Raw genomic sequence first — 25,641 nt, forward strand, 5'->3', positions numbered from 1 at the left:
GTGTGTATGCAGTGTTAAATATTAAGTTAAAATTGTTAAGTTAGAAATTTTTATTGACTTGGTGGCTATAGCAAAAATGAACCACCCGATCTCATCTCGAACTCGGAAGTGAAACTTTTTAGCGCTGATGGTACTTGAAAAGGGAGAGTAGGTCGCCGCCAAGTTTATAAAAATTTCTTTTTATCGCCTTTTAATAATTCTTTTATTACGAGAAGTCGCTTCTATATTCAAATCTAATAATTGTGGTCTAGGCTTATTCTTATTCTGCTCTAAGTATCGACTTTGCTCAAATGCTAATTCCCATTGTGTACGATAATTAGATTCTTTATATTCATAAAAATTTTCTTTAACATTATTTGTATTTATATTGAGATTTTTATCTTGTTCTTTTCTACTCCCTACCATTAAACACCCACACCCGTTAATTTATTTTAAAAATTTTACTTATGTTATCATAAAAAATATAGTTGTAAATACCTTAATTGAGATTTTTTTTATTTTATCTTTTTTAAGCAAATAGTTAGATCTTTTTGTAAGTTTTTATAATTTGCTTGCATAATGTTTCTATGAGTTAGTATTATGTAGTAGTGCCCTATATTGCTTATATTTAAAATGCTAATTTTAGCAAGCATTCGTAATTGCCTTTTTATTTTATTTCTTTTTGCTGCTTTTCCGGCTTTTTTACTGATAGCCAGACCTACTCTAATAGTATGAGTGTACTTTTCAGGTTCTCTTTCTTTTATGGCGTACAGTGATATATAAAGCCCACGATAAAAAAGACTGCTGAGTGCTAACTTATTTTTGAAAGCAAAGGAAAAATCTTTTTTTTTATACTTACTATGCGCATAATTTGTTACACCCTAATGAACGGCGCCTATTAAGGATTTTTCTTCCAGCTCTTGTTGCCATACGTGAACGAAATCCATGTCTGCGCTTTCTTATCAAATTTTTTGGTTGAAATGTTCTCTTCATTGTTTTTATATTAATATAATTATTTATTTTAAATTGTTTTACTTTATTGTCAAATGATGGTGAACTTGTATGACATTTTCGTAGAATAAAATTTGATGCATGGGAAAATGAATTCGGTGATAGTCATACCTGTCCTACTAATCCTTTTATTTTGTTTTAGTAGGTTTCAAGAAGTAAATAAGGTTAAATCTTATCTATATCTTAGTTGTGTATGGATGCTAACTTGGTTGTTAGTACTCTATAATAATTGTTTTGTAACTTTTATTTCTATAGCGTTACTTTTTTTCATGCTTGCTTTTATCTTTAAAAATAAAAGAAATAAGATAATAAAACTTTCGTTATTTGTGGCTTTGGCCATATCATTTTTTATCACTTTATTTATAATGCTATCTATTTTTATTCAATCCATTAATTTTTTTAATAAAGTAGCTATTTCAGAATTCTTGTTTTGCTTGAAATGGGGCCACAATGTAGTCACTGTCAATGAAGAGAAGATAGGATATTTTGGTATAGCGCCGCTTTTAGTAGGTACATTACTTATAACTATTATAGCAATGTTAGTTGTCGTTCCGCTTGGTTTATTTTCTGCAATATATATTAGTGAATATGCGAGTGAGAAAGTGCGTTATATTGTTAATACAACTTTGCAAGTTTTATCTGCTATTCCTACGGTTGTATATGGATATTTTGCGGTTGTGTTCTTGTCTTTCTTTATAAAGCAGGTAGCAAATTTTTTTGGTTTAAGTATACACTCAGAAAGTGCCTTAGTTGCCGGTTTATCGATTGGGATAATGATTCTTCCTTTTATTATTTCTTTACTCGAAGATGCCATAAGATCTGTTCCAAAAAGCTTGCGTTATGGCTTCATGGCACTTGGCGCAACTCCAGCGGAAACTATATGGCATATAACAATACCTTATGCAATGCCTACAATTTTAAGTGCAATTTTATTGTCAATTTCAAGAGTGATAGGTGAAACAATGATTGTGCTAATGGCTGTGGGAATCAACGCAAATTTGACTTTTAACCCTCTTAATTCAGTTACTACCATTACCGTGCAGATCGCTACATTACTTACCGGAGATCAGGATTTCAATAGTGTACAAACTCTTGCTGCTTATGCGCTTAGTTTAGTATTGTTTATTATTACTTGGCTATTAAATGCATTTGCATTGTTTGTAATGAAGCGTAACTAGTAAGCGTTTTAATGTTGCAAAATTTCTATTAATAATATAAGATTTATTTTCTTTAGAAGTTCTTTTATGGAATTATAGTGTTGGGTGATAAAAATAAAGAGATGAATATAGGTAGAGCGATTAAGGTAACTCAAGCAGTTGTTGATATAAAATTTGAAGGTGAATTGCCTAAAATATTTAATGCTTTAAAAAGCAAACTAAAATATAAGGATAAGGAGCTGGTTTTAGAAGTTTCGCAGCATATAGGTGACAATATAGTTCGTTGTATTGCTATGGATAGCACAGATGGCATGTCAAGGGGGGATGAATTTGTTGATACAGGCGCACCAATATCAGTTCCGGTTGGGCGTTCAACTTTAGGAAGGATTTTTAATGTTGTTGGAGAGCTTATAGATGAGTGTGGTCCACTGAAGGGAAAATATAACTTAGAGCCTATACATAGAGCACCTCCAAGTTTTACTGAACAGAGAATACAGGAAGAAGTTTTAGTTACGGGAATAAAAGTTATAGATCTTCTTGCACCTTATCTTAAAGGAGGAAAAATTGGCTTATTTGGTGGAGCCGGTGTTGGTAAAACAGTCCTGATAATGGAATTAATTAATAATATAGCAAAAGCTCATAAAGGATTTTCTGTGTTTGCCGGGGTAGGGGAGAGAACGCGTGAAGGTAACGATCTTTACCACGAGATGATCACTTCAAATGTAATAAATATAAATGAGCATGAAAAATCTCAAGCTGTTTTGGTTTATGGTCAGATGAATGAGCCTCCTGGAGCAAGGGCTAGAGTTGCTTTAACAGCACTTACTATGGCAGAGTATTTTCGTGACCGTGAAAACCAAGATGTTCTATTTTTTGTGGATAATATCTTCCGTTTTACACAAGCTGGTTCTGAAATTTCTGCTTTACTTGGAAGAATACCGTCAGCTGTTGGTTATCAGCCAACCCTTGCAACTGATATGGGTGCAATGCAAGAAAGAATAGCTTCAACAACTTCTGGCTCTATTACTTCTGTGCAAGCTATATATGTTCCTGCGGACGATTTAACTGATCCAGCCCCAGCAACTACATTCTCTCATCTTGATGCCACCACAGTGTTGTCAAGGCAAATAGCTGAAATGGGAATATACCCTGCTGTTGATCCACTTGATTCAACTTCTCAGTCTTTATCTGCTGAAATCATTGGTGAAGAACATTATAAGGCAGCTTCTGAGGTGAAACGTATATTGCAAACTTATAAATCACTGCAGGATATTATCGCAATACTTGGTATGGATGAGCTATCTGATGAAGATAAAATTATTGTTGATAGGGCTCGTAAGATTCAGAAATTTCTTTCTCAACCTTTTCACGTTGCAGAAATATTTACTGGTATGCCTGGTAAATTTGTTTCACTTTCTGATACTGTTTCCAGTTTTAAAGAGATTGTTGAAGGTAAATATGATCACTTACCAGAGGCTGCTTTTTATATGGTGGGGAATATAGATGAAGCAATAAAAAAGGCTGAATTAATACAAGCTGAAGCTAAATAAAAGTTAAAGATTATGAATACTTTTAAAGTGCAATTTTTCTCTCCTGATGATCAAATTTCATTCAGTGGAGTGGTTTCTCTTTCAGTAACTGGGCTCGAAGGGGAGCTTATGATTTTAGCTCACCATGCTCCTTACTTAATTTATTTATTGCCTGGTATGATTACTGTTAAAATGAGTAACCAAACAGAAAAGAAGGTTGTAATTGATAGTGGCGTATTAGAAGTTGCAAATAATAATTGTAGCATTATAACAAGTCAAATTCAGGTTTTTGATCGTGCAATTCATGATGAGAAATCGTTTAAAAATAAGAGAATTAGTATATATTTAAGTTATCTTGATGAGAAATTTCTTTCTTAGTTATTTTAGGCAAAAAGTCGGTCTTGTCATCCAAGTAGCCCAACTTTTGTCATCCAAGTGCTTTTTTTTCTGTCATTCAGTATTCTCTTCCCTGTCATCCCAGTATTCATCTTTGTCATCCCAGTGCGTGACACTGGGATCTAGGTGTAAAAATATTTGTAAATTATGCAATGGGTAATAGATTCTAGGAGCATATAATGTTCATAATAAAAAAAAGATGGATCCCAGTGTCAGCTACTTGGATGACAAAGGAGGGCGTTTGGATGACAAGATTTTGCAAGGGTATTTTTTTTATGGGAGATTAATATGGAAATTTTTCTTGATAGCGTTGATTTAAATGAAATTAAAGAACTAAAGGAGTTCATTGACGGCATAACAACTAATCCTTCTTTAATAGCAAAGTCCGGGCGTAAAGATAAATACGAGGATTTAGTGCGTGAAATATGCTCTATTATCAAGGGGCCTGTTAGTGTTGAAGTTGTTGCAAATAACCATGCAGATATGGTTAAAGAAGGCCTTAAGTTAGCGAAAATCGCTGATAATGTTGTGGTAAAATTGCCCCTTACATATGAAGGATTAATTTCTTGTAAAAAGTTGTGGACAGAGCATAAAATACCTGTTAACATCACATTATGTTTTTCTCCTGGACAAGCACTGCTTGCCGCTAAGGCCGGTGCTTGTTTTATTTCTCCCTTTGTTGGTCGCCTTGATGATATAAGCTATGATGGCTTATCGCTAATAGAAGATATATGTACTATATATTCTAATTACGGTTTTGATACTAAAGTTCTTGTTGCATCAGTGAGAAGCCCAGCACATGTAATAGAAGCTGCAAGGCTTGGTGCTGATTCAATTACTGTGCCAGCAAAAGTACTTAGACAATTAATTAATCACCCACTTACTGACCAAGGGCTAGCAATATTTGAAAAAGACTGGGGTGCAAAATAATAAACGGTCACTACTCTGAATCGGTTGACAAATTGGACGCTTGATAAGCGTAATTTGGAGCTTCTTGTGTAATGACTACATCATGAGCATGACTCTCTCTTAATCCTGATGCAGTAATAGTAACAAATTTACAATTTTTTTTCATCTCTTCTATATTCCTATTACCAGTATACCCCATTGCAGCTTGCAATCCGCCAATCAACTGATGGATTACTCCTGAAGTTGGACCTTTGAATGGAACTCTTCCTTCCACTCCTTGTGGAACTAATTTTAGTTTTGAATCTTTATCTTGAAAATAACGGCTAGCTGAACCTCGTTTCATTGCACTAATAGATCCCATTCCTCGATAGCCTTTATATGTTCTGCCCTTATACATGATAATCTCACCTGGGCTTTCGTCAGTGCCAGCAAAAATCGAACCAATCATCACAGAGTCAGCACCAGCTGCAATAGCTTTTGCAACATCTCCTGAGTATTTTACCCCACCATCAGCAATTAGTCTGACGTTTCTTGCTCTACACGTCTCTGCAACATTCTTGATTGCAGAGAATTGTGGCACACCAACACCTGTAACTATTCTGGTTGTACAGATTGATCCTGGTCCTATTCCGACCTTCACTGCATCAACACCCGCATCAATCAACGCTTCAGCAGCCTCCTTTGTTGCAATGTTTCCGCCAATTAATTGCGTATTAGGATACATCTTTTTTATTTCCCTAATGGTATTGATAACGTTTTCGGAATGACCGTGAGCAGTATCCACAACAACTACATCAACTTCTTCTCCGATCAAAGCTTCACATCTTTCTATACCATCTTTTTTACCAGTGCCAATTGCAGCGGCAACTCTGAGCCGCCCTTTACTGTCTTTACATGAATTTGGGTATCTATTGTATTTTTCAATGTCTTTAACCGTAATTAAACCTATACAACAAGAATTTTCATCTACGACCAAAAGCTTTTCTATTCTATTTTCATGCAACAATTTCATTGCTGAGGCACTATTCACTCCCTGCTCCCGCACTGTCACTAACTTATCTTTTGTCATCACTTCGGAAACTTTTACATTCATGTTCTGGTCTTCAATAAACCTCACATCTCGGTTAGTTAAAATTCCAACTAACTTGAGTTGATCGACTACAGGAATGCCAGAATAATTGTGCTCTCTCATTAATGAAATTGCTTCCGCAACTGTTTTATCCGGTGAAATCGTAATTGGGTTATACACGATCCAACTTTCATATTTTTTCACCCTTCTTACTTCTAAAACTTGTTCATCTATTGATAAATTCTTATGTATGCAACCTATCCCTCCATGTTGGGCAATAGCTATTGCAAAGCCCGATTCAGTAACAGTATCCATTGCAGAGGATATGAGAGGGATATTTAGTTCTATATTATTTGTTAAATAAGTTTTTGTATCTGCATCGCAAGGCAATATATTAGAATAGGCTGGCAAAAGAAGTATATCGTCAAACGAATAACAAGCTTCCATTTTTTTCATAGGCTTTATTTAAAGCTTATACGCCAATTAATTAAATTGCAATAGGACTTTTGCAAAATAAGCATTCTACATTATTTGCCAGCAAACAAAACTGCTCAATAGTTAAGTTTTCTGGACGTTCGTTTCCACTCAATTTAGCGTTTTCAAGGACAGTTTCAGCGTGGTTCGTTATATTTTGCAAGCTATTTCTCAGCATCTTTCTTCTTTGAGCAAAAACGGCACGTGTTAATCTTGTTAAGGTTTCCAAATTTACTGCAAACTTTGGGGTAGGCAAAGGATTTACTGTAATTACTGAAGAATGTACTTTTGGACTTGGAAAAAACTCTTTAGGTTCAATATCAAATTCCTTTTTTATATCACATAGTAACTGGCTTAGCACTGATAAGGAACCATAATCTTTAGAATTGGGTCTTGCCGTAATGCGATCTGCTACCTCTTTTTGAAACATTAATGTCAAGTTCGTAAAAAATTTTATATTATTTAACCAATTTAAAAATAACGCTACCGAGATATTGTAAGGCAAGTTAGCAATAACTTTGACTGGGCGCTCTATCAGCTCTTCTTCTATAACATGCAGTGCATCCGCTTCTATAATTCTATACTTTCCTTGATGCTCATTTAGCAGTTGGTCATGGTGTTTTACTAAATCTCTATCTTTTTCTATAGAAAGTAGAGACTTTGGATTATGCACCAATATTTCTCTTGTTAATGCACCATATCCAGGACCAATCTCAATGACGTTAAAATTCTCTAGATTGCCAGCTAAAACGACTATTCTTTTTATTATCTCACTCGATAAAATAAAATTTTGCCCTAGACTCTTTTTTGGCTTCAGTAAAAATTTTCTCATATTATTTTCATTATACAGTATTTTAAAAATCAGTTGACTAAAATCCATTGATAATTGTATATTATTAATGTGTTTAACGCCGGCTTAGCTCAATTGGTAGAGCAACTGACTTGTAATCAGTAGGTTGTCAGTTCAAGTCCGACAGCCGGCACTCTCGCCCATATAAGTAAAGTTGATGTCCTTTTTAATAGTAGCAAATTGGAAGATGAATGGAACACGGTCTTCATTTGTTGACTTTATAGGCAAACTTAATAACAAGAACAATGAGATTACTTCTAGACTAGTGATTTGTCCACCATTTACCGCATTTTCAGACAGTATAGAGTTGAGCGATAATATTAATATAGGAGCACAGAATTGCCATTATAAAAAATCTGGTTCTTACACAGGTGAAATTAGCGCAGAAATGTTAAAGGAATTAGGGTGTACTTACGTAATACTTGGGCATTCTGAAAGGGCTAACGAAACAGATAGTGAAATAAAACTTAAGTCGGAAATAGCAATAGAATCAGGCTTACACCCAATTATCTGTGTAGGTGAAAATTCAGAAGATTATAAGAATGAAAAAACAAAAGAAGTAATAGAATATCAATGCAAAAACCGTTTGCCAACACACGGTGAATATACCGTAGCATATGAGCCAATATGGGCAATAGGCACAGGTCATGTGCCAAATAATGATGCAATTGCTGAGGTGATAGAGGTAATAAAATTGTGTACTGGTAAAAAACACATTACATATGGTGGTTCAGTCAGTTCAGAAAATATAGAAAATTTGTTAAATATTTCAAATTTATCAGGAGTTTTAATTGGCAGTGCAAGCTTAGATTTCGATCACTTTTATAAAATCATACAACAAGTTGAAAAAAAGTTTTCTCTTATCAATTCTAAAATCAGCAACTAAGAATCCTATAGCAAATGGCATCATTCCAGTGTCAAGCATATATCTGTACGAACATCTAGTAAAACGACATACTGACCTATAGCTAAAGTGACTTAGGTTTACCGATAATTTGAAAAACAAAAATTCGTCATTCCGCTACTTGTTAGCGGAATCTATGCCAAGATACCGCGGCGGTATGACGTAGGAAAACCTTTCTTGGGTTAGCTATAGCTAAAGTAATCTAGAAAATTAACGATATTTTATTCCCCGGTGAACGCTCTATTTTGTTTTCCAACTCTAGTTCTAAAAGAGCCATTAGAGCTATGTTGGCAGAAAGTCCGCTTGCTAATATAAGTTCATCTATATCAACAGGTACAGAGTTAATATGATCAACTATAACAGATTTTGCCTGTTGTAATTTTTCTTGTTTTTGGTTAACAGCATAGTGCTCAACATTAAATAGGTTTTTTTGCTGCGGAGGTAAACTAAACCTAACACTTTCTATTATGTCATCAGCGGACTCGATAAGCTTAGCACCGTTTTTAATTAAATAATTACTACCACTACAGCGTGAATCTAAAGGGAAACCAGAAACTGCAAATACCTCTCTCCCTTGATTTAAAGCAAAATCTGCTGTTATTAGAGAGCCAGAACGTTTCGATGCTTCAATCACTACAACACCCAGCGATAGACCAGATATAATTCGATTCCTTTGAGGAAAATACTGAGGCTTTGGTTTAGTAGCAAATGGAAGCTCAGTAATTACTAAACCACCGTTCCCAGTGATTTTTTTGTATAGATCAAAATTCTCTTTTGGATACACCACATCAATTCCGCTTGCTGTAACAGCAATAGTGGGATGATTTTTGTATATTACACTGTTTGCTGCGGTATCGATTCCTTTTGCAAGTCCAGAAACGATAACAAAACCAGCTTCGCTTAAATCAAGTGCTAGTTTACTGGCAAAATTTCTTCCATTCATCGAAGAGTTGCGCCCACCGATTATTGCAATTATCTCATGGCTTAATAATGATATATTACCAAACGCAGTTATTATAGGAGGACAACTAGAGATATTTCTTAAAAGATCAGGGTAATCTGGGTCACATGCGGGTATAATTTTAGCTCCAATTCTTTCTGCATTATTGATTTCTTCTCGTGCATCTTGAATGCCATACACCTTATTATTAGCCACCCTATTGAGATATTTTAGCACCTCATCTAGCGATCCATGTGTTCTTAGTATACTAAAAAACTTTATTGGTCCTATAGTTCTAGCCAAGCTTAACCATACTTCTAATTCTTTGTTGTTCAATTTATTTATCTTCATAAAAGGCTTGAATTTCTTATCAATTTAGTGTACCCAAGATAATACAAATATACAGTGTTTTATGACGCATTTTGTTACAGATAAATGCATAAAATGTAAATATACGGACTGTGTGGAAGTATGTCCCGTTGACTGCTTCTATGAAGGTAAAAACATGCTCGTGATTAACCCAGATGAATGTATTGATTGCGGAGTGTGCATACCTGAGTGTCCAGTAGATGCAATTGTAACTGATGATTCCATAAAAGATATTTTAGAATTAGATGAAGAATTACTGAGCAGCGAACAAAAAACTTTCAAGTTATTTTACGATATAAATGTAGAATACTCACAAAAATGGCCAAACATTACAGCTAAAAAGCAACCTCTCTATACTGCAGAAGAGTATAAGGAAAAAAAGGATAAAACAGCTTATTTTGATGAAAATTTAGAGTAATACTGCTGAAGAGGAAGAAACTTCTTTTATATCTTATCCTGTTTGTCTTTGGTTATTGAAAATGGTCGCATTATTTAGGTTTTTAGTAATATTTAATATTAGATTAATAATAATCTACTTGGAAACAACGAAAGATTATGTTAAATATAGAATTAACGAATTATTATATAACTTTTAGTAGGATGACAGTATTATAAAATTTAGAGGCATCAAAATGGAAAATCACGCTAAAGAGAGTATAAACCCAACAAAGCATAAAGTAGTATTACCAAACTCAAAAACAATCAATATTGAAGGAACAAAATTTAAGTATGAAATACATTACGATCAATTAGATGAGAAAGATCTCCTTACGATTGAAAAATACGCTAATTATATTTTTCATGCCTACCAAGAGAGATATGATTTAGATATGAACACAGATCATACTGTTAAAGGCTTTACATATAACAACTTAGCAAATTTGTCTGACGATGATTATGATTCTATTACCGCGGATTATCACGAATACCATTATCACAGTGAGTCTATAGCTAATGATTTGACAACAATGATTTATGTTACTCTAAATTTGTATAATGAGAAAAATTACGGCACTTCTTTCCCAAGAGGCGAATTTATAAGAGATGTAGCAGAAGAATTAAAAAACATTGGATTAGACGATAATCAAGGAGAGTTAAATACAGAAGAGAGACCTAAAACAACAATTAATCAGGAGAAACAGGAAAAAGAATTAAAGGAATCTGATCAACAAGATGTTATAACAACTACTGATCACCCGCTAGATGATTATAATCATGATTATCACTTAATAGGCTAGCAAGTAGCGCTAGCAAAAATTAATCAGGAAAAAGGGTTAGAGGGAGCAAGATGTTATCTGATCACTCGCCAGATGAATTATAGTCGTGAGAGCCTGTTCATAATCTTTTGAGGATAGGTATACAGATTCCAAAATGAACGGTTCTCACAACCTTTAGTTTTTATTGCTGAAAATAATCATAATGTTAAGTTTTTAACATTATTTAATACTAAGTTAATATTAATTCATTGATAAATTTTTAGCTATAGAAGCAGGTTTTTATTGAAGATAAAAGTATCTTCTATATGCTATATAGCAAAACATAGAATGCCCATGATTCCAACTATAGCAATTTTAAGTGGTGGATTTTCTTGCGAGAGAGAAGTGTCGCTTATGAGCGGAAAAGCCGTAAAGAAGGCACTTGATAGCCTTTCATATAATGCAATAGAAATAGATGTTGACAGCAACATTGTTGAAAAGCTTAAAAAGATTAATCCGGGCCTTACTTTTATTGCTCTGCATGGACCTTATGGTGAAGATGGTTGCATTCAAGGTTTATTGGAAATCTTAGGTATAAAATATACACACTCAGGAGTTATGGCTTCTGCTGTTGCTATGAATAAAGTGATGTCAAAGCATATATTTCGATCCCTTAGTATCGACACTCCAAAAGGTTATGTAATTAGCCAAGAAGATCTACTAAAAAATAATATTAAAATCGATTATCCGTACGTCTTAAAACCAATTAACGAAGGTTCTAGCATCGGAGTGCATATTGTTTCCTCATATGAAGACCATTTAAAATTTAAAAATGACGCTATCATACTTGATGTCATTCAAGTAGCTGACACTGGAATCCAGAAAAAAGAACCAGTGTCAGCTACCTCTATGACAAGAGACTTGATGATCATAGAAGAATATGTCCCAGGAATAGAGTTACATACTGCTGTATTGCTAGATGAAGCAATTGGCACTATGGAAATACGACCAAAAAATAAATTCTATGATTATGAAGCAAAGTATACAGATGGATTTGCAGAACATATATTTCCTGCTGAAATTCCTGACAATATATATAAAATGACCTTGGAACACGCACTGAAAATTCATCAATTTTTAGGCTGTAAAACTATTTCCCGCTCAGATTTCCGTTATAATCCCAAAAATAACACTTTAAAAATGCTTGAGATTAATACACATCCTGGCTTTACTGAGTTATCGTTAGTGCCAGAAATTGCAAAATTGGCAAAAGGAATCAATTTTAATGAATTAGTTAAAATTATTATTGAAGATAGTTTGCAGCACAAAAATATTAGGGATTTAAGTCATGTTGAGCAGTATTACTAGAAGCCAAAGGAGTTTTTTGCGCAAGTGCGCTTTCGTTATTATAACTGCGCTTTTTTTTACATTAGTACTTTATAGTTCACTTGATAAAATAATAAATCGATTTAATTACTACTTTACTTGGTGTAATGAGTGCCTATCCAGTTTATTACTCAGCAATGGATTTTCAATCGATGAAGTAGTCGTGAGCGGCAACAAATTTACAAACAAAAAGGACATTCTAAGTTTGACAGATAGAACGCAACCTATCCTGTATATATCACTTTCAAAACTTGCCGGTAACATACAATCCGTAAGCAGATGGATAAAATACGTAGGAGTTCACAGAATTTTGCCCAATACCCTACATATTAATATAGATGAGCATAAACCGTTTGCTCTCTGGAAAGATAATAACAAAACCTCGGTAATTGATTTCGAAGGCAAAGTGATCGTAGATGACTATCCAGTAGATGATCTTGTTGTAATTACAGGACAAAACTCGTTATCAAACCTAGAATTTGTTAGAGATGTGTTAGAGAGTAAAACTCAATTAAGTAACCACATTTCTTCTTTTGCTTATATAGGGAATAGAAGATGGAATATCATACTTGATAACGATTCCACAGTGAAACTGCCTGAAGATAACCCTTCTAGTGCATGGGACTATTTAAACCACTTGCACAATACAACTGATTTTACTTTCAGCGATTGGAGTATTATTGATATGCGTATTACTGATAAAATTTTTGTGAAGAGGTGATCTGCTGTCATCCAAGTAGCGGGATGACGAGCTTATCGTCATGCTGCCGCGAACCGTCATACCGCCGCGGTATCTCTTAGCCGCTAACACGTAGCGGGATGACGAGTTACTATACCGCCGCGAACCATCATACCGCCGCGGTATCTCTTAGCCGCTAACACGTAGCGGGATACTTAACCGTCATACCGCGATTCATTCGCGGTATCTCAGCCGCTAACAAGAGATCCTGCTAACACGTAGCGGGATGACGGTTGTCGTTTAGCTACAAACATTAAGAAACTTACCAAATGGAAAAAAAGGCAAAAGAAACCCCGTGGTAATTAGTGTTCACTTCCTAATCCTGCAAATTGGCGTACTATACTGTCTTAAACGACTTATAAGCGCGTTTCAGCTTATATAGGTAAAAACCTAGAAATGTTGTGAAGACATAAGGTGCACATAGTGCAAAAAATTAAAAATAAGACGCCAACTACGTTGTTTTCTTGCTGTTTAATCTGCACAGATGAAGATAACTGAATACCTTCATTGTCATAATAAGGGGGCCGGCGAAACTTGTCAAGCAAGTTTTTTCGTTTCTATAAATCTGGATTTCAGCGTTATGCGCTGGAATAACAACGTAAGGTAAATTTTTCAACATCCCAAAATTACAGAATTTAGTCTGTTTAATTAAGTGTGAAAGGTTACGATCATGCTGAGTCATTAGGAAAGATTAGAATATACAGCAGCTATAAAAACTGTTTAATAGCCACCCAAAACCCTTATTTCCCACTCAAGTTCAACATTAAATTTATCCTTCACTGCATCTTTTACTCTGTTGCCAAGGTTTTCCAAGTCAGATGCAGTTGCATTATCGTAATTGAGCAAGAAGTTACAATGTTTCTTAGAGATTCTAGCTCCACCAATATTTAACCCTAGGCAGCCAGATTTATCAATTAACTCCCATGCTCGGTAGTTTTTTGGATTTTTGAATATGCACCCAGCAGTTTTTCCTCTTATTGGCTGGCTTTTATTTTTTTTCTCAACAATTTCTTTTAACCTTTGCAATATAAGCTCATGCTCTGAGTTTACTCCTTTAAACTCAGCTTCAACAAAAATCCAATTTCCTTTTAAGCTATGTCCACGATAAAAATATCCCATTTCTTTGCTGGAGAACTCATATAGGTTTCCATCCTCTAGGTTCACTGCTTTTATGGATTGTACAACGCTTGCGATGTCACTACCATACGCACCTGCATTCATTTCTATTCCGCCACCAACTGTTCCTGGAATTCCAACTAGAAACTCGAGTCCACTAATTTGTTGCTCTCCTGCAAAGTAAGCAAGGTTCCTGAGCAGCGCAGCACCACCTGCAACAATGGAGTTGTTACCCTTACTTTTAATATATGCAAACTCCTTACCTAATTTTATTGTTATTCCTCGAATGCCACTATCTCGTACTATTATGTTGGATGTTGCACCAATAACGCTAACTGGCAGTTCAGTATTTTTAATCAAGTATGTTAAATCTTCAATATCACATGGTTTAAATAACACATCAGCTCGTCCACCGACGTTTAACCACGTCGCTTTAGACATTAAGATGTCATAACGATAGATTCCACGTACTTTAGGTAAGCTTATAAGCATTTTGATTTCAACTCTAGTCCTGCATCCATACCCATTTTCTCCGCATCTTCTATAAATGAAGTGCGCTCAGTGAAGTATATATTTTTTCCACTTGCTAACATACAACAAAGTTGTAGCATATTTTCGTTCACATATTCAGCCAAAGCTGCAAGTGGTGTAAAACATGAACCATTCACTGTCTTCATAAAACTGCGCTCTGATTTCACTCTTATAAAAGACATATTATTATTAATTTTCTCTACAAGATCGATAATTTTTACATCATTCCTTCTACATTGAATACAAATCGCTCCCTGTCCCACTGCACTTAACATAACTTTTGGTGGCAATACCTCTGTAATTAAGTGATTCTTTTCTAATCTTATGAGTCCTGCTTCAGCTAGAATTATTCCATCAAAACTTTGATTTTGCAATCTAGTTGTTACATTTCCACGTAGCGATATTATATTTAGATCTGGTCTAACATTTAACAACTGAACTTTTCTTCTTATTGAAGAAGTGGCAATAGTAGCCTGCTGTGGCAAAGACTCAAGGCTATTGTGTTTATGAGAAATAAACGCATCGCATGGACTTAGCCTTTCTAAAACACAAGGAATTGTTAAACCCCCTGAGAAAAACGCAGGCACATCCTTTAGCGAATGAACTGCCATATCTATATTATTTTCGAGCAATTCAGCCTCAATTTCTTTAATGAATAATCCTTTACCTCCTATTTCAGCAAGATTTGCGTTTGCATACTTATCTCCAGAAGTTTTTATCTTAACAATTTCAATAGATAAGTTAGGAAAAGAGTCCAGCAACTTTTGTTTTGCTTCCAAAGCCTGGGCAACTGCAAGCTTGCTTCCTCTGGTACCTATTTTGACTAGCATATGTATGACTGTTTGAATACCAAACCTTAACCTAATTAATTATTTAAACACTTTGGTAGCGTGTATCGCATGAACTTCGGTTACCATCTCTCTGATGTCATCCGAGTAGCTGACTACTTGGATCGAGTTTAATTCATCATATGAGCCTTTGCATTTATTGTACTTTAACTTAAAACCAAAAGCAACTTTGCCTTTACAAAATAATAACCTTTTATATGCATAAATAAGCTTACTGGATTCTAGTACTTGCATGACAGCAGTCCTACGTCATACCGCGATTCATTCGCGGTATCTCAGCCGCTAACAAGAGATCCCGCTAACACGTAGCGGGATGACGAATTACTATCTACACCGTCATACCGCTGCGGTATCTCTTAGCCGCTAACACGTAGCGGGATGACGAGGCTTATCGTCATGCCACCGCGAACCGTCATACCGCGATTCATTCGCGGTATCTCAGCCGCTAACAAGAGATCCCGCTAACACGTAGCGGGATGACGAATTACTATCTACACCGTCATACCGCTGCGGTATCTCTTAGCCGCTAACACGTAGCGGGATGACGAGGCTTATCGTCATGCCACCGCGAACCGTCATACCGCGATTCATTCGCGGTATCTCAGCCGCTAACAAGAGATCCCGCTAACACGTAGCGGGATGACGAATTACTATCTACACCGTCATACCGCCGCGGTATCTCTTAGCCGCTAACACGTAGCGGGATGACGAGCTTATCATCATGCCGCCGCGAACCGTCATACCGCGATTCATTCGCGGTATCTCTAGATCCCGCTAACAAGCAGCGGGATGACGGTTGTCGTTTAGCCATAAATATTTAAGAAATTTACCAAACGAAAAAAAAGGCAAAAGAAGCCCTAGTCATTGTCTACTTTCAGTATTGGCGTTTTTTAAGTCTTAAACACTGCAATTTAGCTGCTTTTAAGTGCAACTAACCTTAACTAAAATGTTTAAGAAATTTACTAAGCAGAAAAAAAGGCAAAAGAAACCCCGTGGTAATTAGTGTTCACTCTCTAATCCTGCAAATTGGCGTACTATACTGTCTTAAACGACTTATAAGCGCGTTTCAGCTTGTGTGGGTAAAAACCTAGAAATGTTGTGAAGACATAAGGTGCACATAGTGCAAAAAATTAAAAATAAGACGCCAATACGTTGTTTTCTTGCTGTTTAATCTGCACAGATGAAGATAACTGAATACCTTCAGTACCATGATAAGGGGGCTGGCGGAGTTTGTCAAGGAAGTTTTTTTGTTTCTATAGCTACTTGGATAGGTTATTTGGGCAATAGAGAATTTTACAAAAATCTATTTTTAACTTACACTGCAATTTTAAACCTACAACTTATGTACAACAGGCTTATAGTCAAATCTTTTTCAGTATTATGCATCTGTTTATTTGCTTTATACATAACACTGCCAAATTTCTTTGATAATAAGCTTTTTATTTCGAAAAAAAGAATAAACTTAGGCCTTGACCTGAAAGGAGGGGCATCTTTGCTTCTAAACATAGACTTAGACTTCTATTTTAAGGAAAAGCTAGGCATGCTAGCAGGTGAGATAAAAGAGACATTGCTAACAAAAAATATTGAATCTAACGTACAAAATAGCGAACAAGTAATTGTAACTTTAAATAATATTGATGATTATAAAAAAGCATCTGTGTTGATTAATGCGATAAATCCAAATTTAGAGCTAAATAGAAAAGATTCTTCAATTCTCATTTCGTATAAACCCCATTATAAAAATTCTTTGATAAGTGAAGTAGCTGCAGAATCAATAAACAATGTCCAGCGCCGTTTGGACAAACTTGGCACAAAGGAAGTCAGCGTTCAAAAACAAGGGCAGAATAAAATATTAGTGCAGGTGCCTGGAGTAGAAGACACCGAGCAGATAAAATCTCTGCTTGGCAAAACTGCTAAGCTAGCTTTTCATTTGGCAAACACTAACATAGCCAAGGTGCAGGATATAGATCACGAAACTACTGTCATGCTCAAGGATTCTTTAGGTAATTCTTATCCAATATTCCGCAAAACTGAAATAGGTGGCGATTCGCTGGTTAACGCATCAGTTAGATTTGGTCACTTAGGTAAACCAACAGTGCATTTTAAATTTGACAGCATAGCGAGTAAAAGATTCGCGAAAATCACTAAAGAAAATGTGGGAAAACCTTTTGCAATTGTTCTGGATAACACAGTCTTAACAGTACCTACAATACGTGAGCCAATTTTAAATGGAGAGGGAGAAATTAGCGGTAATTTCACTGAAAAACAAGCAAGCGAACTTGCAATACTTTTAAAATCTGGAGCACTGCCAGCACCACTTAAAATAATTGAAGAAAAAAACATTGGCCCAAGCCTTGGAGAAGAATCAATAAAGGCAGGGGAAATGGCAGCAACAATCTCTATTATAGCCGTGGCTTTATTTATAATTATCACTTACGGCAAATTAGGTATATTAGCTTCTGTTGCGCTTTTTTCTAATGTAATTCTTATATTATCAATTCTCACTCTGCTTGAAGCAACTCTAACTTTACCTGGAATTGCAGGTATTGCACTCACTGTCGGTATGGCGGTGGATGCAAATGTTTTAATATTTGAGCGAATTCGCGAGGAAATCAAATCTGGCAAGAGAGTGGAACGTGCTATTGAAGAAGGGTTTAAAAACGCTATAAAGACAATACTGGATTCAAATATCACAACACTCATTGCTGCAGGAATAATGTTCATTATTGGCAGCGGAGCAATTAGAGGCTTTTCTGTCACTTTATCAATAGGAATTTTATGTTCGATGTTTTCTGCAATCACAGTCACAAAACTCCTGATAGAGTTGTGTATGAACCCGAAGGAACTAGTGCTTTGTTAGTCAACCACCTTCATTCCCACAACGTTATATCCTGAATCGACGTGCAAAATTTCTCCAGTAGTGCCACTACTTAAGTCGCTTAATAAGTATAACGCTGCCTTGCCAACATCCTCTATTGTAACATTGCGTCTAAGCGGAGAATTATTTCTATTCCATTCTGATATGAAGTGAAAATCGCTTATTCCAGAAGATGCTAAAGTTCTGATTGGACCAGCGGAAATTGCATTTACTCTGATATTTTGTGGCCCGAGATCACATGCTATATATTTTACACTTGCTTCAAGTGCTGCTTTACATAAACCCATAACGTTATAATTTGGCATAACTTTTTCAGCGCCATAATAAGATAAAGTAAGTAAACTACCACCACCTGACATCATTTTTTCAGCTCTTTGCGCTAAAGCAGTGAAAGAATAGCACGATATATGCATTGCATTGAGGAAGTTATTCAGTGAAGTATTGACATATTTACCATCTAACTCATTTTTATCGGAGAATGCTATTGCATGCACCAAAAAGTCAAGAGTACCCCATTTTTTCTCTATTATTTCAAAAGCGTTATCTATGATTTTTTCATTTGAAACGTCACAGTGTAATATTAGCTCCACATTTAATTCATCTGCTATTGGTGATAGTTTTTCTTTTATTATTTCATTCTGGTAGGTGATTGCAAGTTCTGCCCCGTGCTCTGAGAGAGCTTTTGCTATACCGCATGCTATCGATCTCTTATTTGTTATTCCAGTTATTAACCCCTTTTTGCCTTGTAATAGACTTGTCATCATAGAACTATCTGTTTTTTATAATTTGGAGTATTAACTAGATAAAGTCAATTATGTTTTAAAACATTTTTTGCAGTAACTTGAAGTCTAATACCACTGTTAACAAAAAGGCAGCGATGAGAGTTTCTATAGGGAGAGTAGACCAGCGGACCTTCCCCGCCAGCCTCTCACAGAACTGTGCATGAAGTAGAGTGGGCAGCCAGCGAGTTACTTGTTAAGTACTTTTCCAACAACCCCTCTCCGAACCACGCATGATCGTTTCCGTATCACGTGGCTCTCCAATAATCTAACGTTTTAAGGAGTCACCATCATATTTTCCATATTGGATTTTCTTATGGCATTCATGACAAACAACAAGAGTCTTCCTCTGTCGTTCAATCATTCTCTTTTTCCATTTCGGTAGCTCAGTATTACGTTTACCTAGCAAATCAGCAAGTTTACGTACGTGATGTACTTCAATCTGCTCTTGTGATTTACATAATTCACAAGTTTGTGCCAATAGTCTTTGCTCTATTTCACTACGCTTATTCCATATTGGTATAAGGTTATCACTTATACTTACCCATTTATTCCATTTTAGTGACACAGCACCAAAGTGTGTAATTAATGGTATCTTTGATGGTAAACGATCTACTCTGACTTGGATGACTTTTCGTTTTTCACCTTCGTCGTTTTCAATCATTGCACCAAATTTTCTATAAATTTTCCTGCAAGTTGTTTTGTATTTAGATGCTAAAGTCTTTACTAATGATACTTCCATCACATACTTCAAATAACTTAGTGTGTGAAGGTTGTAGGCCATTTTGTAATATTGTACAATTCCTCGATATTCAGTTTGATACTGAGCAACAATACTGTAAGCTGTATCAAGTGTACGTTGAGGTAAATGTATAGGCTTTCCACAACGCATATATTCAGAACACTTTTTCTGCTTTATATGATGTGGTACACGTAACCCAATACTACCGTTAATACATCGTTGTGTCCGATGATCATGTTTATCATCTGCATGCAAGACGTGTATTTTATAACCTAAAAAATTGGCTTTGCTATCACACGCGTGTGTAATAAGCGTTTTATCTTCATTAAGCATAAGTTTGAGCTCCTCATTGAGGAATTTAGCAATCTCATTTTTAATTTGTTCAGCTTCATTTTTTGGTCCTGCAAACCCTACCAGAATATCATCAGCATACCTAACATACCAAAGACGTCGATAATTTAGATCACAAGAATCCTTAGATGGCATACCCTGCACTAATTGACGCAGTTGTTTTGCTTGATCCCAGTTCCCTTGTTTTCTCATCATCGATACTTGCATGGTTAACCTTAAATATTTTGGATTTGTCTTTCTTCGCTTACCTCGGTTATTTGCTGGTATTAGTATATGTTCCACATGTTTATCTAACCGATCGAGTAATATGTTACTCAAAATTGGACCAATAATAGAACCTTGTGGTACCCCACTATGACTCTTATTGTACTTCCAATTTTCCATATATCCTGCTTTTAGCAGTCGATTGATTAGCTGAATAAAACGGTTATCTTGGAAGCTTTCACTCAGTATTTTCAACAACATAGTATGATCAATTGAGTCATAACATGCACTGAGATCTCCCTCTATAAACCATTTTGTACCTCTGCCTTTTTGCATTACTGCTCTTAATGCAGTGTGGCATCCACGCTTTGGTCGAAATCCATGTGAACATTCACTAAATTTAGGCTCATAGTAGGCTTCCAATATTAATCGGATTACTTCTTGAAGTAACTTATTTGACCATGTTGGCAATCCTAACGGCCTGCGTTTACCACTCTTCTTTAAAATATAGATACGTTTTACTGGTGTCCACCGATATCGCTCATAGCGTAAATCCTCTATGATTTTATCGATTTTCTCCAAAGACATACCATCAACTGTTTCAGTTGTCACACCTTCTGTCATAGCACCTTTATTACGACAAAGTTTGCCATACGCTCGAAGGTAAAGATCACGCTGATAAAGTAGGCGATATACGTTTTTAACCGGCAAATTTCTTTGTCCACGTTCACGTATAATGTTAAGTATTGTTTCAGCTTTCCGCATCTTGCGTACCTCCCAATTTCAACATTCAATTATCTGTCACCCTTTGCCCTGTATGTGGCTTTCCCACGCTCCCCGGTGATTCGTTACTTTCACGACTACTACGATGACTCCGTAACCATAGAACTCGCGTTCCTTAGGTCATCCCATGTTCCGTCACTAAGAACTGTTCTAGATCAACTTAGGTTTTCCATTCATCCTCTTAAATAAGTTCACTACTTATTGTTCTACAGCCAGAATGTCACACAAACGAAAGTTTAATCTGTGCTTACCGTAGACATGGGGTTTTAAATGCGATACCCATGGATGTGAAGTCCCACCCCTGAAGATTAGAATTCAAGCAGTTTAGCTTTAACCATATTGATCAGGTGTTGCAAGCCGTTATCTTACACATCTTCAGATAACTCTCGCTTTACATACATGCTCTTGTCCTCCTTCCCTTTCGGGTTAAAGTTAGTTGTTCACCTCGAGGCCATTTATTCTGAACCCCGCTTAGCTCTGCTAAGTATTTCTTAATGCGTACCACGGCGCACCCTCTCGACTCACACAGCTCCCATTATTCGGCCCTTGCTACTAATTATAGCATAATCAAGGACTCTGTTTTAATCAATTGCTCATCCCATTTCTGGTTGACAAAACAATTAAAACTAAATCCCTTCGCTCCATTTCCATTACAGAGACTTCTTCACTACTACGCGCCCCTGTTTTTCGCATCGGTACTCTCACCCTTGGAGTTTAGCTCCTTGGATTTCTCCCTTATCATCGAAACGACAGGTTCCCGCAGTTCCACGCAATAGCCCAAAATAGATTCACGCCACCTCTATGCCGGACGCCACCTATCCGGTAAACAAGCTCCCGATAGATTTATCCCAGGTTAAGTTAGACCCCTGGTTTTGACGTCATTTAAAAGGTTTCGACACTTCATCAGTGGTTCACTTTCGTTCATCTCTCCATTCCTTACATGACATATAATTGTGCCTTTTCCATAACGCTCACTACCTTGCCAAAGCAGCTTATAGTTGTTTGAAGCCTGCTCTTGTAAACCGGCTCCGAGGGGCCCACCCTCATCTATTGCGTAGCTTTTGCACTTAGTTTGCTCTTACTTGAACATTCTTTGTGTCTCTACGGCACACCTAACCCAAGAAAGGTTTTCCTACGTCATATCGCCAAGGATAGATTCCGCTAACAAGTAGCGGAATGACGAATTTGTTGTTTTTCAAATCGTTGGTAAACCTAAGTCACTTTAGGTATAGATTTACTTTTTGAGTTATTTTGTTAACATTAATTATTACACCAAATCAATTGCACAAAATGAAAAAGGTGAAACTTGGGATACTAATTTCAGGCAGGGGATCAAATATGCAGGCCTTGATAGAGGCATGTCAAAATCGTAATTTTCCTGCAGAAGTTGTGTGCGCTATCACAAATAATAGCGAAGCTGCTGGCCTAAAAATAGCAGAACAAGCAGGAGTGCCAGCGTTTATTGTTAGAGATAAACCACTTGATGCTGATAAAATTCACGAAATATTTGTTCAACATAAGGTTGATTTAATTTGCCTTGCAGGGTTTATGAGAATCCTGCAAGCTAATTTTCTCAGTAAATGGAATAACAAGGTGATAAATATTCATCCCTCTCTACTTCCGTCCTTTAAGGGCCTAAATGCTCAAGAGCAAGCTCTAAAAGCAGGAGTAAAAATCGCAGGCTGTACTGTACATTACGTCACTCCTGAAATTGATGCTGGAGCCATAATTGCTCAAGTTGCTGTGCCAGTGTTACCAGCTGATGATATTCAAAGCCTCTCAGAACGCATTCTAGCTGAGGAGCATAAGTGTTATGTAGAAGCAGTAAGATCAATAGCAGAAAATATTAATTATTGACCTTAAGTGTTTCTCCCAACTTCAACAAAAAATAAATTTTCGGGTTCCAGTAAAGAGCTTGCCAGTTCGTTTACTTTCTCTAATTTAACGTCATTAATATAGCTCACAAAATCATTTATATGGTTAATATCGCGGTTGTTTGTCTGAATATTATTTAGTTTTGCAACTATGTTGTTATTATTAAACATAGAGAAAACATAGGAATTTACCATACTAATTTTTGTATCCCGAAACAACTGCTCATCAATTCCTTCCTTTTTTATCCTGCTAAATGTATCTTTTACCGCTGATATTGATTGACTGGCAGTAGAACTATCAGTACTAAGACTTCCAATCATAATGTTCCCATGTTTATTGAGAATAATACTCGCATAAACACCATAAGTAATGCCTAAGTTTTGCCTCAGTTCTTTCATTAATATTGAATTCAGCCCCATGCTGCCAAGCGCATTAATCAAGACTTGAGCATTATAGTAGTCTGGATCTTCATAAGCTATGCCTTTTTGAGCAAAAAATATTACACTCTGTGGTATATCCATAAAAATGTTTTTATTCTCTGCAGGACCAAAATCATTTTTCACAGGTATTTTTCTAACTTTTGATCTTTTTGACGGCAATTTAGATAAATATTTATCTAATAATGTAATAATTTCTTCTTTTTTTGCACAACCAGCAACACTGATAACTATGTTATCTTTAGCAAAATTACGCTTTATGTATGTTAAAACATCATCTCTAGTAATGCTCATTACAGTGTCAAGAGTTCCATATTCACTTTTTGAGTAAGGATGTTTTTTAAACAATAACGTATTCAATTCTTTTCCAGCAACAAAAAAAGGATTTTTTTCAAGATTATTAAAATCAACTTTGGCTTTCTCGAAAACTCTATTCAACCCTTCAGGGTCAACTTTAGGACGCATTATAGCGTCGCTCAATAATGAAATACCTTCTTCAAGATTTTCTGATAAAGCATCTAATGAAACTCTAAATGCTTCTAAACCAGCAATAAAATTTAAACTAATCCCTTTATCTTCTAGCCTTTTTGCAAAATCTTTGGCATCATTTTTTCCTGCCCCTTCTTGAATTATAAGAGAAGTAAACCAGGTAAGTCCTTGTTTTTCTACATTTTCATATGCATAACCTGCATCTTTGAATGATATATTAAGTGAAATTTTTGGTAAATCGTGGTTTTCAACAAATAGAAACTTAAATCCTTTACGGGTAGTGACCTCCTCTATATTTAGGTTACCACTTGCTTGTAAATTAAAGCCTAGACAGAAAAAAAATAGGAGTACAAATTTACTTATTCTCATTATCATCTCCTTTTGGCAACAAACGACCAATTAACTTATTAGCAGAAAAAATAGCACAGATTTTATTATTTACATCCTCTAGATTGACATCATTAATCTTGCTATATGAAATATCTATTTCATCAAGTGGAATACCAAGCGCTAAGTGTGAGCCATAAAAAAATGCTATACTATTTAAACTGGATAAATTGTCAAACTGTGCTGCCTTGTACCTATACTTCGAGTTTTGCAATTCCTCGCTTGTTATTCCTGTGGACATAAAATTATTAATAGAATTTTCTAATTCTCTTTCAACAGTGCCTAAATTAACCCCACTTTTTGGAATGACCTGAATATCAATATAGCCATCACTAAAAGTTAAACTATTGTAATAAGCAGATACTGATACTGCCACATCTTTATCTAGAACCAAATCTTTATACAGTTTGCTGGATTTGCCGCCACCTAAAATGTCAACCGCTAAATGAGCAGCAGAGGCTTCATTTATGTGATCAAATAAGGGAACACGATAACGAAAATATAAAACTGGTTCTTTTACTTCAGTGCTCTCTAAAATCACCGATAAGCCTGCATTATGCACTGGATCCTGATTTGGATAATGCCTAATTACTGCCTTAGACTTAATGTCACCATATTTTTCTTCTGCTAGCTTCACAACTTCATCAAATTCCACATCACCAACAATCAATAATATTGCATTGCCGGGGTGATAATAGTTATTATGAAACCTCACTATGTCATCCTGATTGTAAGTTTTAATATCGCTCTCCCAGCCAATAACAGATCTACCATAGCCATTACGGTAAAATGCACTATTCATTTCTTCCCGTAATAAGTTGTTAGGATGATTATCAAATCTCATCTTCCTCTCTTCCAGTACAATGTTTTTTTCTCTTTCTATTTTATCTTGAGTAACATTAAAATTGCCCATTCTGTCTGCTTCAACTTCCATTGCCAGTGGTAAGTCATTTTTAAGGGCTAATTCGTAGTAACAGGTATATTCCTTAGTAGTAAACGCATTAAACTGGGCCCCAATGCTACTCATAGTGGCTTCTATATCTGTGAACTTCCCTGTAGTTTCAAACATTAAATGTTCAAAGTAGTGAGCCAATCCTGCTTTGCCAATTGGATCATCCATTCCCCCAACTTTGTATATTACTGCATGTAAAACGGCTGGAATCCGATGATTAGGAACAACATAGACATCTAGTCCGTTACTGAGTTTAGCATGTTTTATGTCGTGCTCTATGCTTAAAGCCTTCAAAGAAATTGGGTAAGTAAAAAAGAGTGCAGGTAGTATAAGAAAACTAAAAAACTTATGAAGCATTATT

The 25,641-nt window shown here is 35.8% G+C and carries 23 protein-coding genes, 1 tRNA gene, 1 rRNA gene and 1 pseudogene; 13 read left to right on the forward strand and 13 right to left on the reverse strand.

Features of this window, described 5'->3' with window-relative positions; all coding sequences use genetic code 11:
* The first annotated feature begins 57 nt into the window (after positions 1-57).
* Positions 58-164: ribosomal RNA gene (rrf, locus tag AAGD68_RS04570) — 5S ribosomal RNA — on the forward strand.
* A 16-nt stretch (positions 165-180) separates the two neighbouring features.
* On the opposite strand, the gene AAGD68_RS04575 is transcribed toward rrf, so the two are convergent.
* The 3 genes and pseudogenes from AAGD68_RS04575 to rpmH form a co-directional block, all read right to left on the reverse strand.
* The gene (locus AAGD68_RS04575; protein WP_341814146.1) at positions 181-405 is read right to left on the reverse strand and encodes a hypothetical protein; all 225 of its coding nucleotides are present in this window, start codon (positions 403-405) and stop codon (positions 181-183) included.
* 89 nt (positions 406-494) lie between these two features.
* A pseudogene (gene rnpA / locus AAGD68_RS04580) lies at positions 495-770 on the reverse strand (ribonuclease P protein component); the annotation flags it as partial.
* Positions 771-837: 67 nt separating this feature from the next.
* Positions 838-972, reverse strand: coding sequence for a 50S ribosomal protein L34 (gene rpmH, locus AAGD68_RS04585; protein WP_006279898.1), 135 nt, complete (start codon positions 970-972; stop codon positions 838-840).
* Between the two features lie 107 nt (positions 973-1,079).
* Here rpmH and pstC point away from each other — a divergent pair, with 107 nt between their 5' ends.
* From pstC to fsa, 4 genes are all read left to right on the forward strand, one after another.
* Positions 1,080-2,168, forward strand: coding sequence for a phosphate ABC transporter permease subunit PstC (gene pstC, locus AAGD68_RS04590; RefSeq protein WP_264688474.1), 1,089 nt, complete (start codon positions 1,080-1,082; stop codon positions 2,166-2,168).
* A gap of 101 nt (positions 2,169-2,269) precedes the next feature.
* Positions 2,270-3,697, forward strand: coding sequence for a F0F1 ATP synthase subunit beta (gene atpD, locus AAGD68_RS04595; protein WP_341814386.1), 1,428 nt, complete (start codon positions 2,270-2,272; stop codon positions 3,695-3,697).
* 12 nt (positions 3,698-3,709) lie between these two features.
* The gene (locus AAGD68_RS04600; protein ID WP_006279902.1) at positions 3,710-4,054 is read left to right on the forward strand and encodes a F0F1 ATP synthase subunit epsilon; all 345 of its coding nucleotides are present in this window, start codon (positions 3,710-3,712) and stop codon (positions 4,052-4,054) included.
* 306 nt (positions 4,055-4,360) lie between these two features.
* The gene (fsa, locus tag AAGD68_RS04610; RefSeq protein ID WP_253309151.1) at positions 4,361-5,002 is read left to right on the forward strand and encodes a fructose-6-phosphate aldolase; all 642 of its coding nucleotides are present in this window, start codon (positions 4,361-4,363) and stop codon (positions 5,000-5,002) included.
* A gap of 10 nt (positions 5,003-5,012) precedes the next feature.
* Here fsa and guaB read toward each other — a convergent pair whose 3' ends face one another.
* Entirely contained in the window at positions 5,013-6,506 is a 1,494-nt protein-coding gene (gene guaB / locus AAGD68_RS04615) for an IMP dehydrogenase (protein ID WP_341814147.1), read from the reverse strand.
* A gap of 31 nt (positions 6,507-6,537) precedes the next feature.
* On the reverse strand, positions 6,538-7,356 hold the full coding sequence (rsmA, locus tag AAGD68_RS04620) for a 16S rRNA (adenine(1518)-N(6)/adenine(1519)-N(6))-dimethyltransferase RsmA (RefSeq protein ID WP_341814148.1): 819 nt from the start codon (positions 7,354-7,356) through the stop codon (positions 6,538-6,540).
* 78 nt (positions 7,357-7,434) lie between these two features.
* Between rsmA and AAGD68_RS04625 the strand changes: the two genes are divergently transcribed.
* Both AAGD68_RS04625 and AAGD68_RS04630 read left to right on the forward strand, forming a co-directional pair.
* Positions 7,435-7,507 (forward strand) — tRNA-Thr (locus tag AAGD68_RS04625).
* 24 nt (positions 7,508-7,531) lie between these two features.
* Entirely contained in the window at positions 7,532-8,260 is a 729-nt protein-coding gene (locus AAGD68_RS04630; RefSeq protein WP_265016707.1) for a triosephosphate isomerase, read from the forward strand.
* Between the two features lie 220 nt (positions 8,261-8,480).
* On the opposite strand, the gene dprA is transcribed toward AAGD68_RS04630, so the two are convergent.
* Entirely contained in the window at positions 8,481-9,569 is a 1,089-nt protein-coding gene (gene dprA / locus AAGD68_RS04635; protein ID WP_341814149.1) for a DNA-processing protein DprA, read from the reverse strand.
* Positions 9,570-9,630: 61 nt separating this feature from the next.
* Here dprA and AAGD68_RS04640 point away from each other — a divergent pair, with 61 nt between their 5' ends.
* The 4 genes from AAGD68_RS04640 to AAGD68_RS04655 all read left to right on the forward strand — a co-directional run bounded on the left by AAGD68_RS04640 (position 9,631) and on the right by AAGD68_RS04655 (position 12,890).
* Positions 9,631-10,005 carry a ferredoxin family protein gene (locus tag AAGD68_RS04640; RefSeq protein ID WP_010082601.1) on the forward strand — a complete coding sequence of 125 codons (375 nt, stop codon included), beginning with the start codon at positions 9,631-9,633 and terminating at the stop codon, positions 10,003-10,005.
* Positions 10,006-10,219: 214 nt separating this feature from the next.
* Positions 10,220-10,825, forward strand: a complete 606-nt coding sequence (locus tag AAGD68_RS04645) for a hypothetical protein (protein WP_253309146.1) — start codon at positions 10,220-10,222, stop codon at positions 10,823-10,825.
* 306 nt (positions 10,826-11,131) lie between these two features.
* The gene (locus AAGD68_RS04650; protein WP_253309944.1) at positions 11,132-12,151 is read left to right on the forward strand and encodes a D-alanine--D-alanine ligase; all 1,020 of its coding nucleotides are present in this window, start codon (positions 11,132-11,134) and stop codon (positions 12,149-12,151) included.
* Complete coding sequence (locus AAGD68_RS04655) at positions 12,132-12,890, forward strand: cell division protein FtsQ/DivIB (protein WP_253309145.1); 759 nt, start codon at positions 12,132-12,134, stop codon at positions 12,888-12,890. The genes AAGD68_RS04650 and AAGD68_RS04655 overlap by 20 nt, the downstream gene beginning before the upstream one ends.
* 738 nt (positions 12,891-13,628) lie before the next feature.
* On the opposite strand, the gene murB is transcribed toward AAGD68_RS04655, so the two are convergent.
* The 3 genes from murB to AAGD68_RS04670 are packed head-to-tail and all read right to left on the reverse strand — an operon-like array spanning position 13,629 to position 15,637.
* Positions 13,629-14,516, reverse strand: a complete 888-nt coding sequence (gene murB, locus AAGD68_RS04660; protein WP_253309144.1) for a UDP-N-acetylmuramate dehydrogenase — start codon at positions 14,514-14,516, stop codon at positions 13,629-13,631.
* Positions 14,507-15,385, reverse strand: coding sequence for a hydroxymethylbilane synthase (gene hemC / locus AAGD68_RS04665; RefSeq protein ID WP_341814150.1), 879 nt, complete (start codon positions 15,383-15,385; stop codon positions 14,507-14,509). Before hemC ends, murB begins: the two co-directional genes overlap by 10 nt.
* A gap of 39 nt (positions 15,386-15,424) precedes the next feature.
* Positions 15,425-15,637 carry a hypothetical protein gene (locus AAGD68_RS04670; protein ID WP_253309142.1) on the reverse strand — a complete coding sequence of 71 codons (213 nt, stop codon included), beginning with the start codon at positions 15,635-15,637 and terminating at the stop codon, positions 15,425-15,427.
* A gap of 1,108 nt (positions 15,638-16,745) precedes the next feature.
* Here AAGD68_RS04670 and secD point away from each other — a divergent pair.
* Entirely contained in the window at positions 16,746-18,263 is a 1,518-nt protein-coding gene (gene secD, locus AAGD68_RS04675) for a protein translocase subunit SecD (protein WP_265016790.1), read from the forward strand.
* On the opposite strand, the gene AAGD68_RS04680 is transcribed toward secD, so the two are convergent.
* Together AAGD68_RS04680 and AAGD68_RS04685 are read right to left on the reverse strand one after the other, a co-directional pair.
* On the reverse strand, positions 18,260-19,045 hold the full coding sequence (locus AAGD68_RS04680) for an enoyl-ACP reductase (protein WP_253309140.1): 786 nt from the start codon (positions 19,043-19,045) through the stop codon (positions 18,260-18,262). The two genes, secD and AAGD68_RS04680, sit on opposite strands and share 4 nt — an antisense overlap.
* Positions 19,046-19,328: 283 nt before the next feature.
* A complete protein-coding gene (locus AAGD68_RS04685) occupies positions 19,329-21,122 on the reverse strand; it encodes a reverse transcriptase/maturase family protein (RefSeq protein ID WP_253309139.1) in 1,794 nt (597 codons plus the stop codon).
* A gap of 1,308 nt (positions 21,123-22,430) precedes the next feature.
* Here AAGD68_RS04685 and purN point away from each other — a divergent pair.
* A complete protein-coding gene (purN, locus tag AAGD68_RS04690) occupies positions 22,431-22,997 on the forward strand; it encodes a phosphoribosylglycinamide formyltransferase (protein WP_187297655.1) in 567 nt (188 codons plus the stop codon).
* Positions 22,998-22,999: 2 nt separating this feature from the next.
* On the opposite strand, the gene AAGD68_RS04695 is transcribed toward purN, so the two are convergent.
* Together AAGD68_RS04695 and AAGD68_RS04700 are read right to left on the reverse strand one after the other, a co-directional pair.
* Entirely contained in the window at positions 23,000-24,310 is a 1,311-nt protein-coding gene (locus tag AAGD68_RS04695) for a M16 family metallopeptidase (protein WP_265016709.1), read from the reverse strand.
* Positions 24,297-25,637, reverse strand: a complete 1,341-nt coding sequence (locus AAGD68_RS04700; RefSeq protein WP_253309575.1) for a M16 family metallopeptidase — start codon at positions 25,635-25,637, stop codon at positions 24,297-24,299. The genes AAGD68_RS04695 and AAGD68_RS04700 overlap by 14 nt, the downstream gene beginning before the upstream one ends.
* Between the last annotated feature and the right edge of the window lie 4 nt (positions 25,638-25,641).

The sequence above is a fragment of the Wolbachia endosymbiont (group A) of Machimus atricapillus genome (assembly GCF_964027095.1).
GTDB lineage: Bacteria > Pseudomonadota > Alphaproteobacteria > Rickettsiales > Anaplasmataceae > Wolbachia.

Bases quoted from the DNA above. Each gene is read 5' to 3' on its own strand.
- AAGD68_RS04575 (WP_341814146.1), bottom strand. From the start codon at position 405: ATGGTAGGGAGTAGAAAAGAACAAGATAAAAATCTCAATATAAATACA.
- rpmH (WP_006279898.1), bottom strand. From the start codon at position 972: ATGAAGAGAACATTTCAACCAAAAAATTTGATAAGAAAGCGCAGACAT.
- pstC (WP_264688474.1), top strand. From the start codon at position 1,080: ATGAATTCGGTGATAGTCATACCTGTCCTACTAATCCTTTTATTTTGT.
- atpD (WP_341814386.1), top strand. From the start codon at position 2,270: ATGAATATAGGTAGAGCGATTAAGGTAACTCAAGCAGTTGTTGATATA.
- AAGD68_RS04600 (WP_006279902.1), top strand. From the start codon at position 3,710: ATGAATACTTTTAAAGTGCAATTTTTCTCTCCTGATGATCAAATTTCA.
- fsa (WP_253309151.1), top strand. From the start codon at position 4,361: ATGGAAATTTTTCTTGATAGCGTTGATTTAAATGAAATTAAAGAACTA.
- guaB (WP_341814147.1), bottom strand. From the start codon at position 6,506: ATGAAAAAAATGGAAGCTTGTTATTCGTTTGACGATATACTTCTTTTG.
- rsmA (WP_341814148.1), bottom strand. From the start codon at position 7,356: ATGAGAAAATTTTTACTGAAGCCAAAAAAGAGTCTAGGGCAAAATTTT.
- AAGD68_RS04630 (WP_265016707.1), top strand. From the start codon at position 7,532: ATGTCCTTTTTAATAGTAGCAAATTGGAAGATGAATGGAACACGGTCT.
- dprA (WP_341814149.1), bottom strand. From the start codon at position 9,569: ATGAAGATAAATAAATTGAACAACAAAGAATTAGAAGTATGGTTAAGC.
- AAGD68_RS04640 (WP_010082601.1), top strand. From the start codon at position 9,631: ATGACGCATTTTGTTACAGATAAATGCATAAAATGTAAATATACGGAC.
- AAGD68_RS04645 (WP_253309146.1), top strand. From the start codon at position 10,220: ATGGAAAATCACGCTAAAGAGAGTATAAACCCAACAAAGCATAAAGTA.
- AAGD68_RS04650 (WP_253309944.1), top strand. From the start codon at position 11,132: ATGCCCATGATTCCAACTATAGCAATTTTAAGTGGTGGATTTTCTTGC.
- AAGD68_RS04655 (WP_253309145.1), top strand. From the start codon at position 12,132: ATGTTGAGCAGTATTACTAGAAGCCAAAGGAGTTTTTTGCGCAAGTGC.
- murB (WP_253309144.1), bottom strand. From the start codon at position 14,516: ATGCTTATAAGCTTACCTAAAGTACGTGGAATCTATCGTTATGACATC.
- hemC (WP_341814150.1), bottom strand. From the start codon at position 15,385: ATGCTAGTCAAAATAGGTACCAGAGGAAGCAAGCTTGCAGTTGCCCAG.
- AAGD68_RS04670 (WP_253309142.1), bottom strand. From the start codon at position 15,637: ATGCAAGTACTAGAATCCAGTAAGCTTATTTATGCATATAAAAGGTTA.
- secD (WP_265016790.1), top strand. From the start codon at position 16,746: ATGTACAACAGGCTTATAGTCAAATCTTTTTCAGTATTATGCATCTGT.
- AAGD68_RS04680 (WP_253309140.1), bottom strand. From the start codon at position 19,045: ATGATGACAAGTCTATTACAAGGCAAAAAGGGGTTAATAACTGGAATA.
- AAGD68_RS04685 (WP_253309139.1), bottom strand. From the start codon at position 21,122: ATGCGGAAAGCTGAAACAATACTTAACATTATACGTGAACGTGGACAA.
- purN (WP_187297655.1), top strand. From the start codon at position 22,431: ATGAAAAAGGTGAAACTTGGGATACTAATTTCAGGCAGGGGATCAAAT.
- AAGD68_RS04695 (WP_265016709.1), bottom strand. From the start codon at position 24,310: ATGAGAATAAGTAAATTTGTACTCCTATTTTTTTTCTGTCTAGGCTTT.
- AAGD68_RS04700 (WP_253309575.1), bottom strand. From the start codon at position 25,637: ATGCTTCATAAGTTTTTTAGTTTTCTTATACTACCTGCACTCTTTTTT.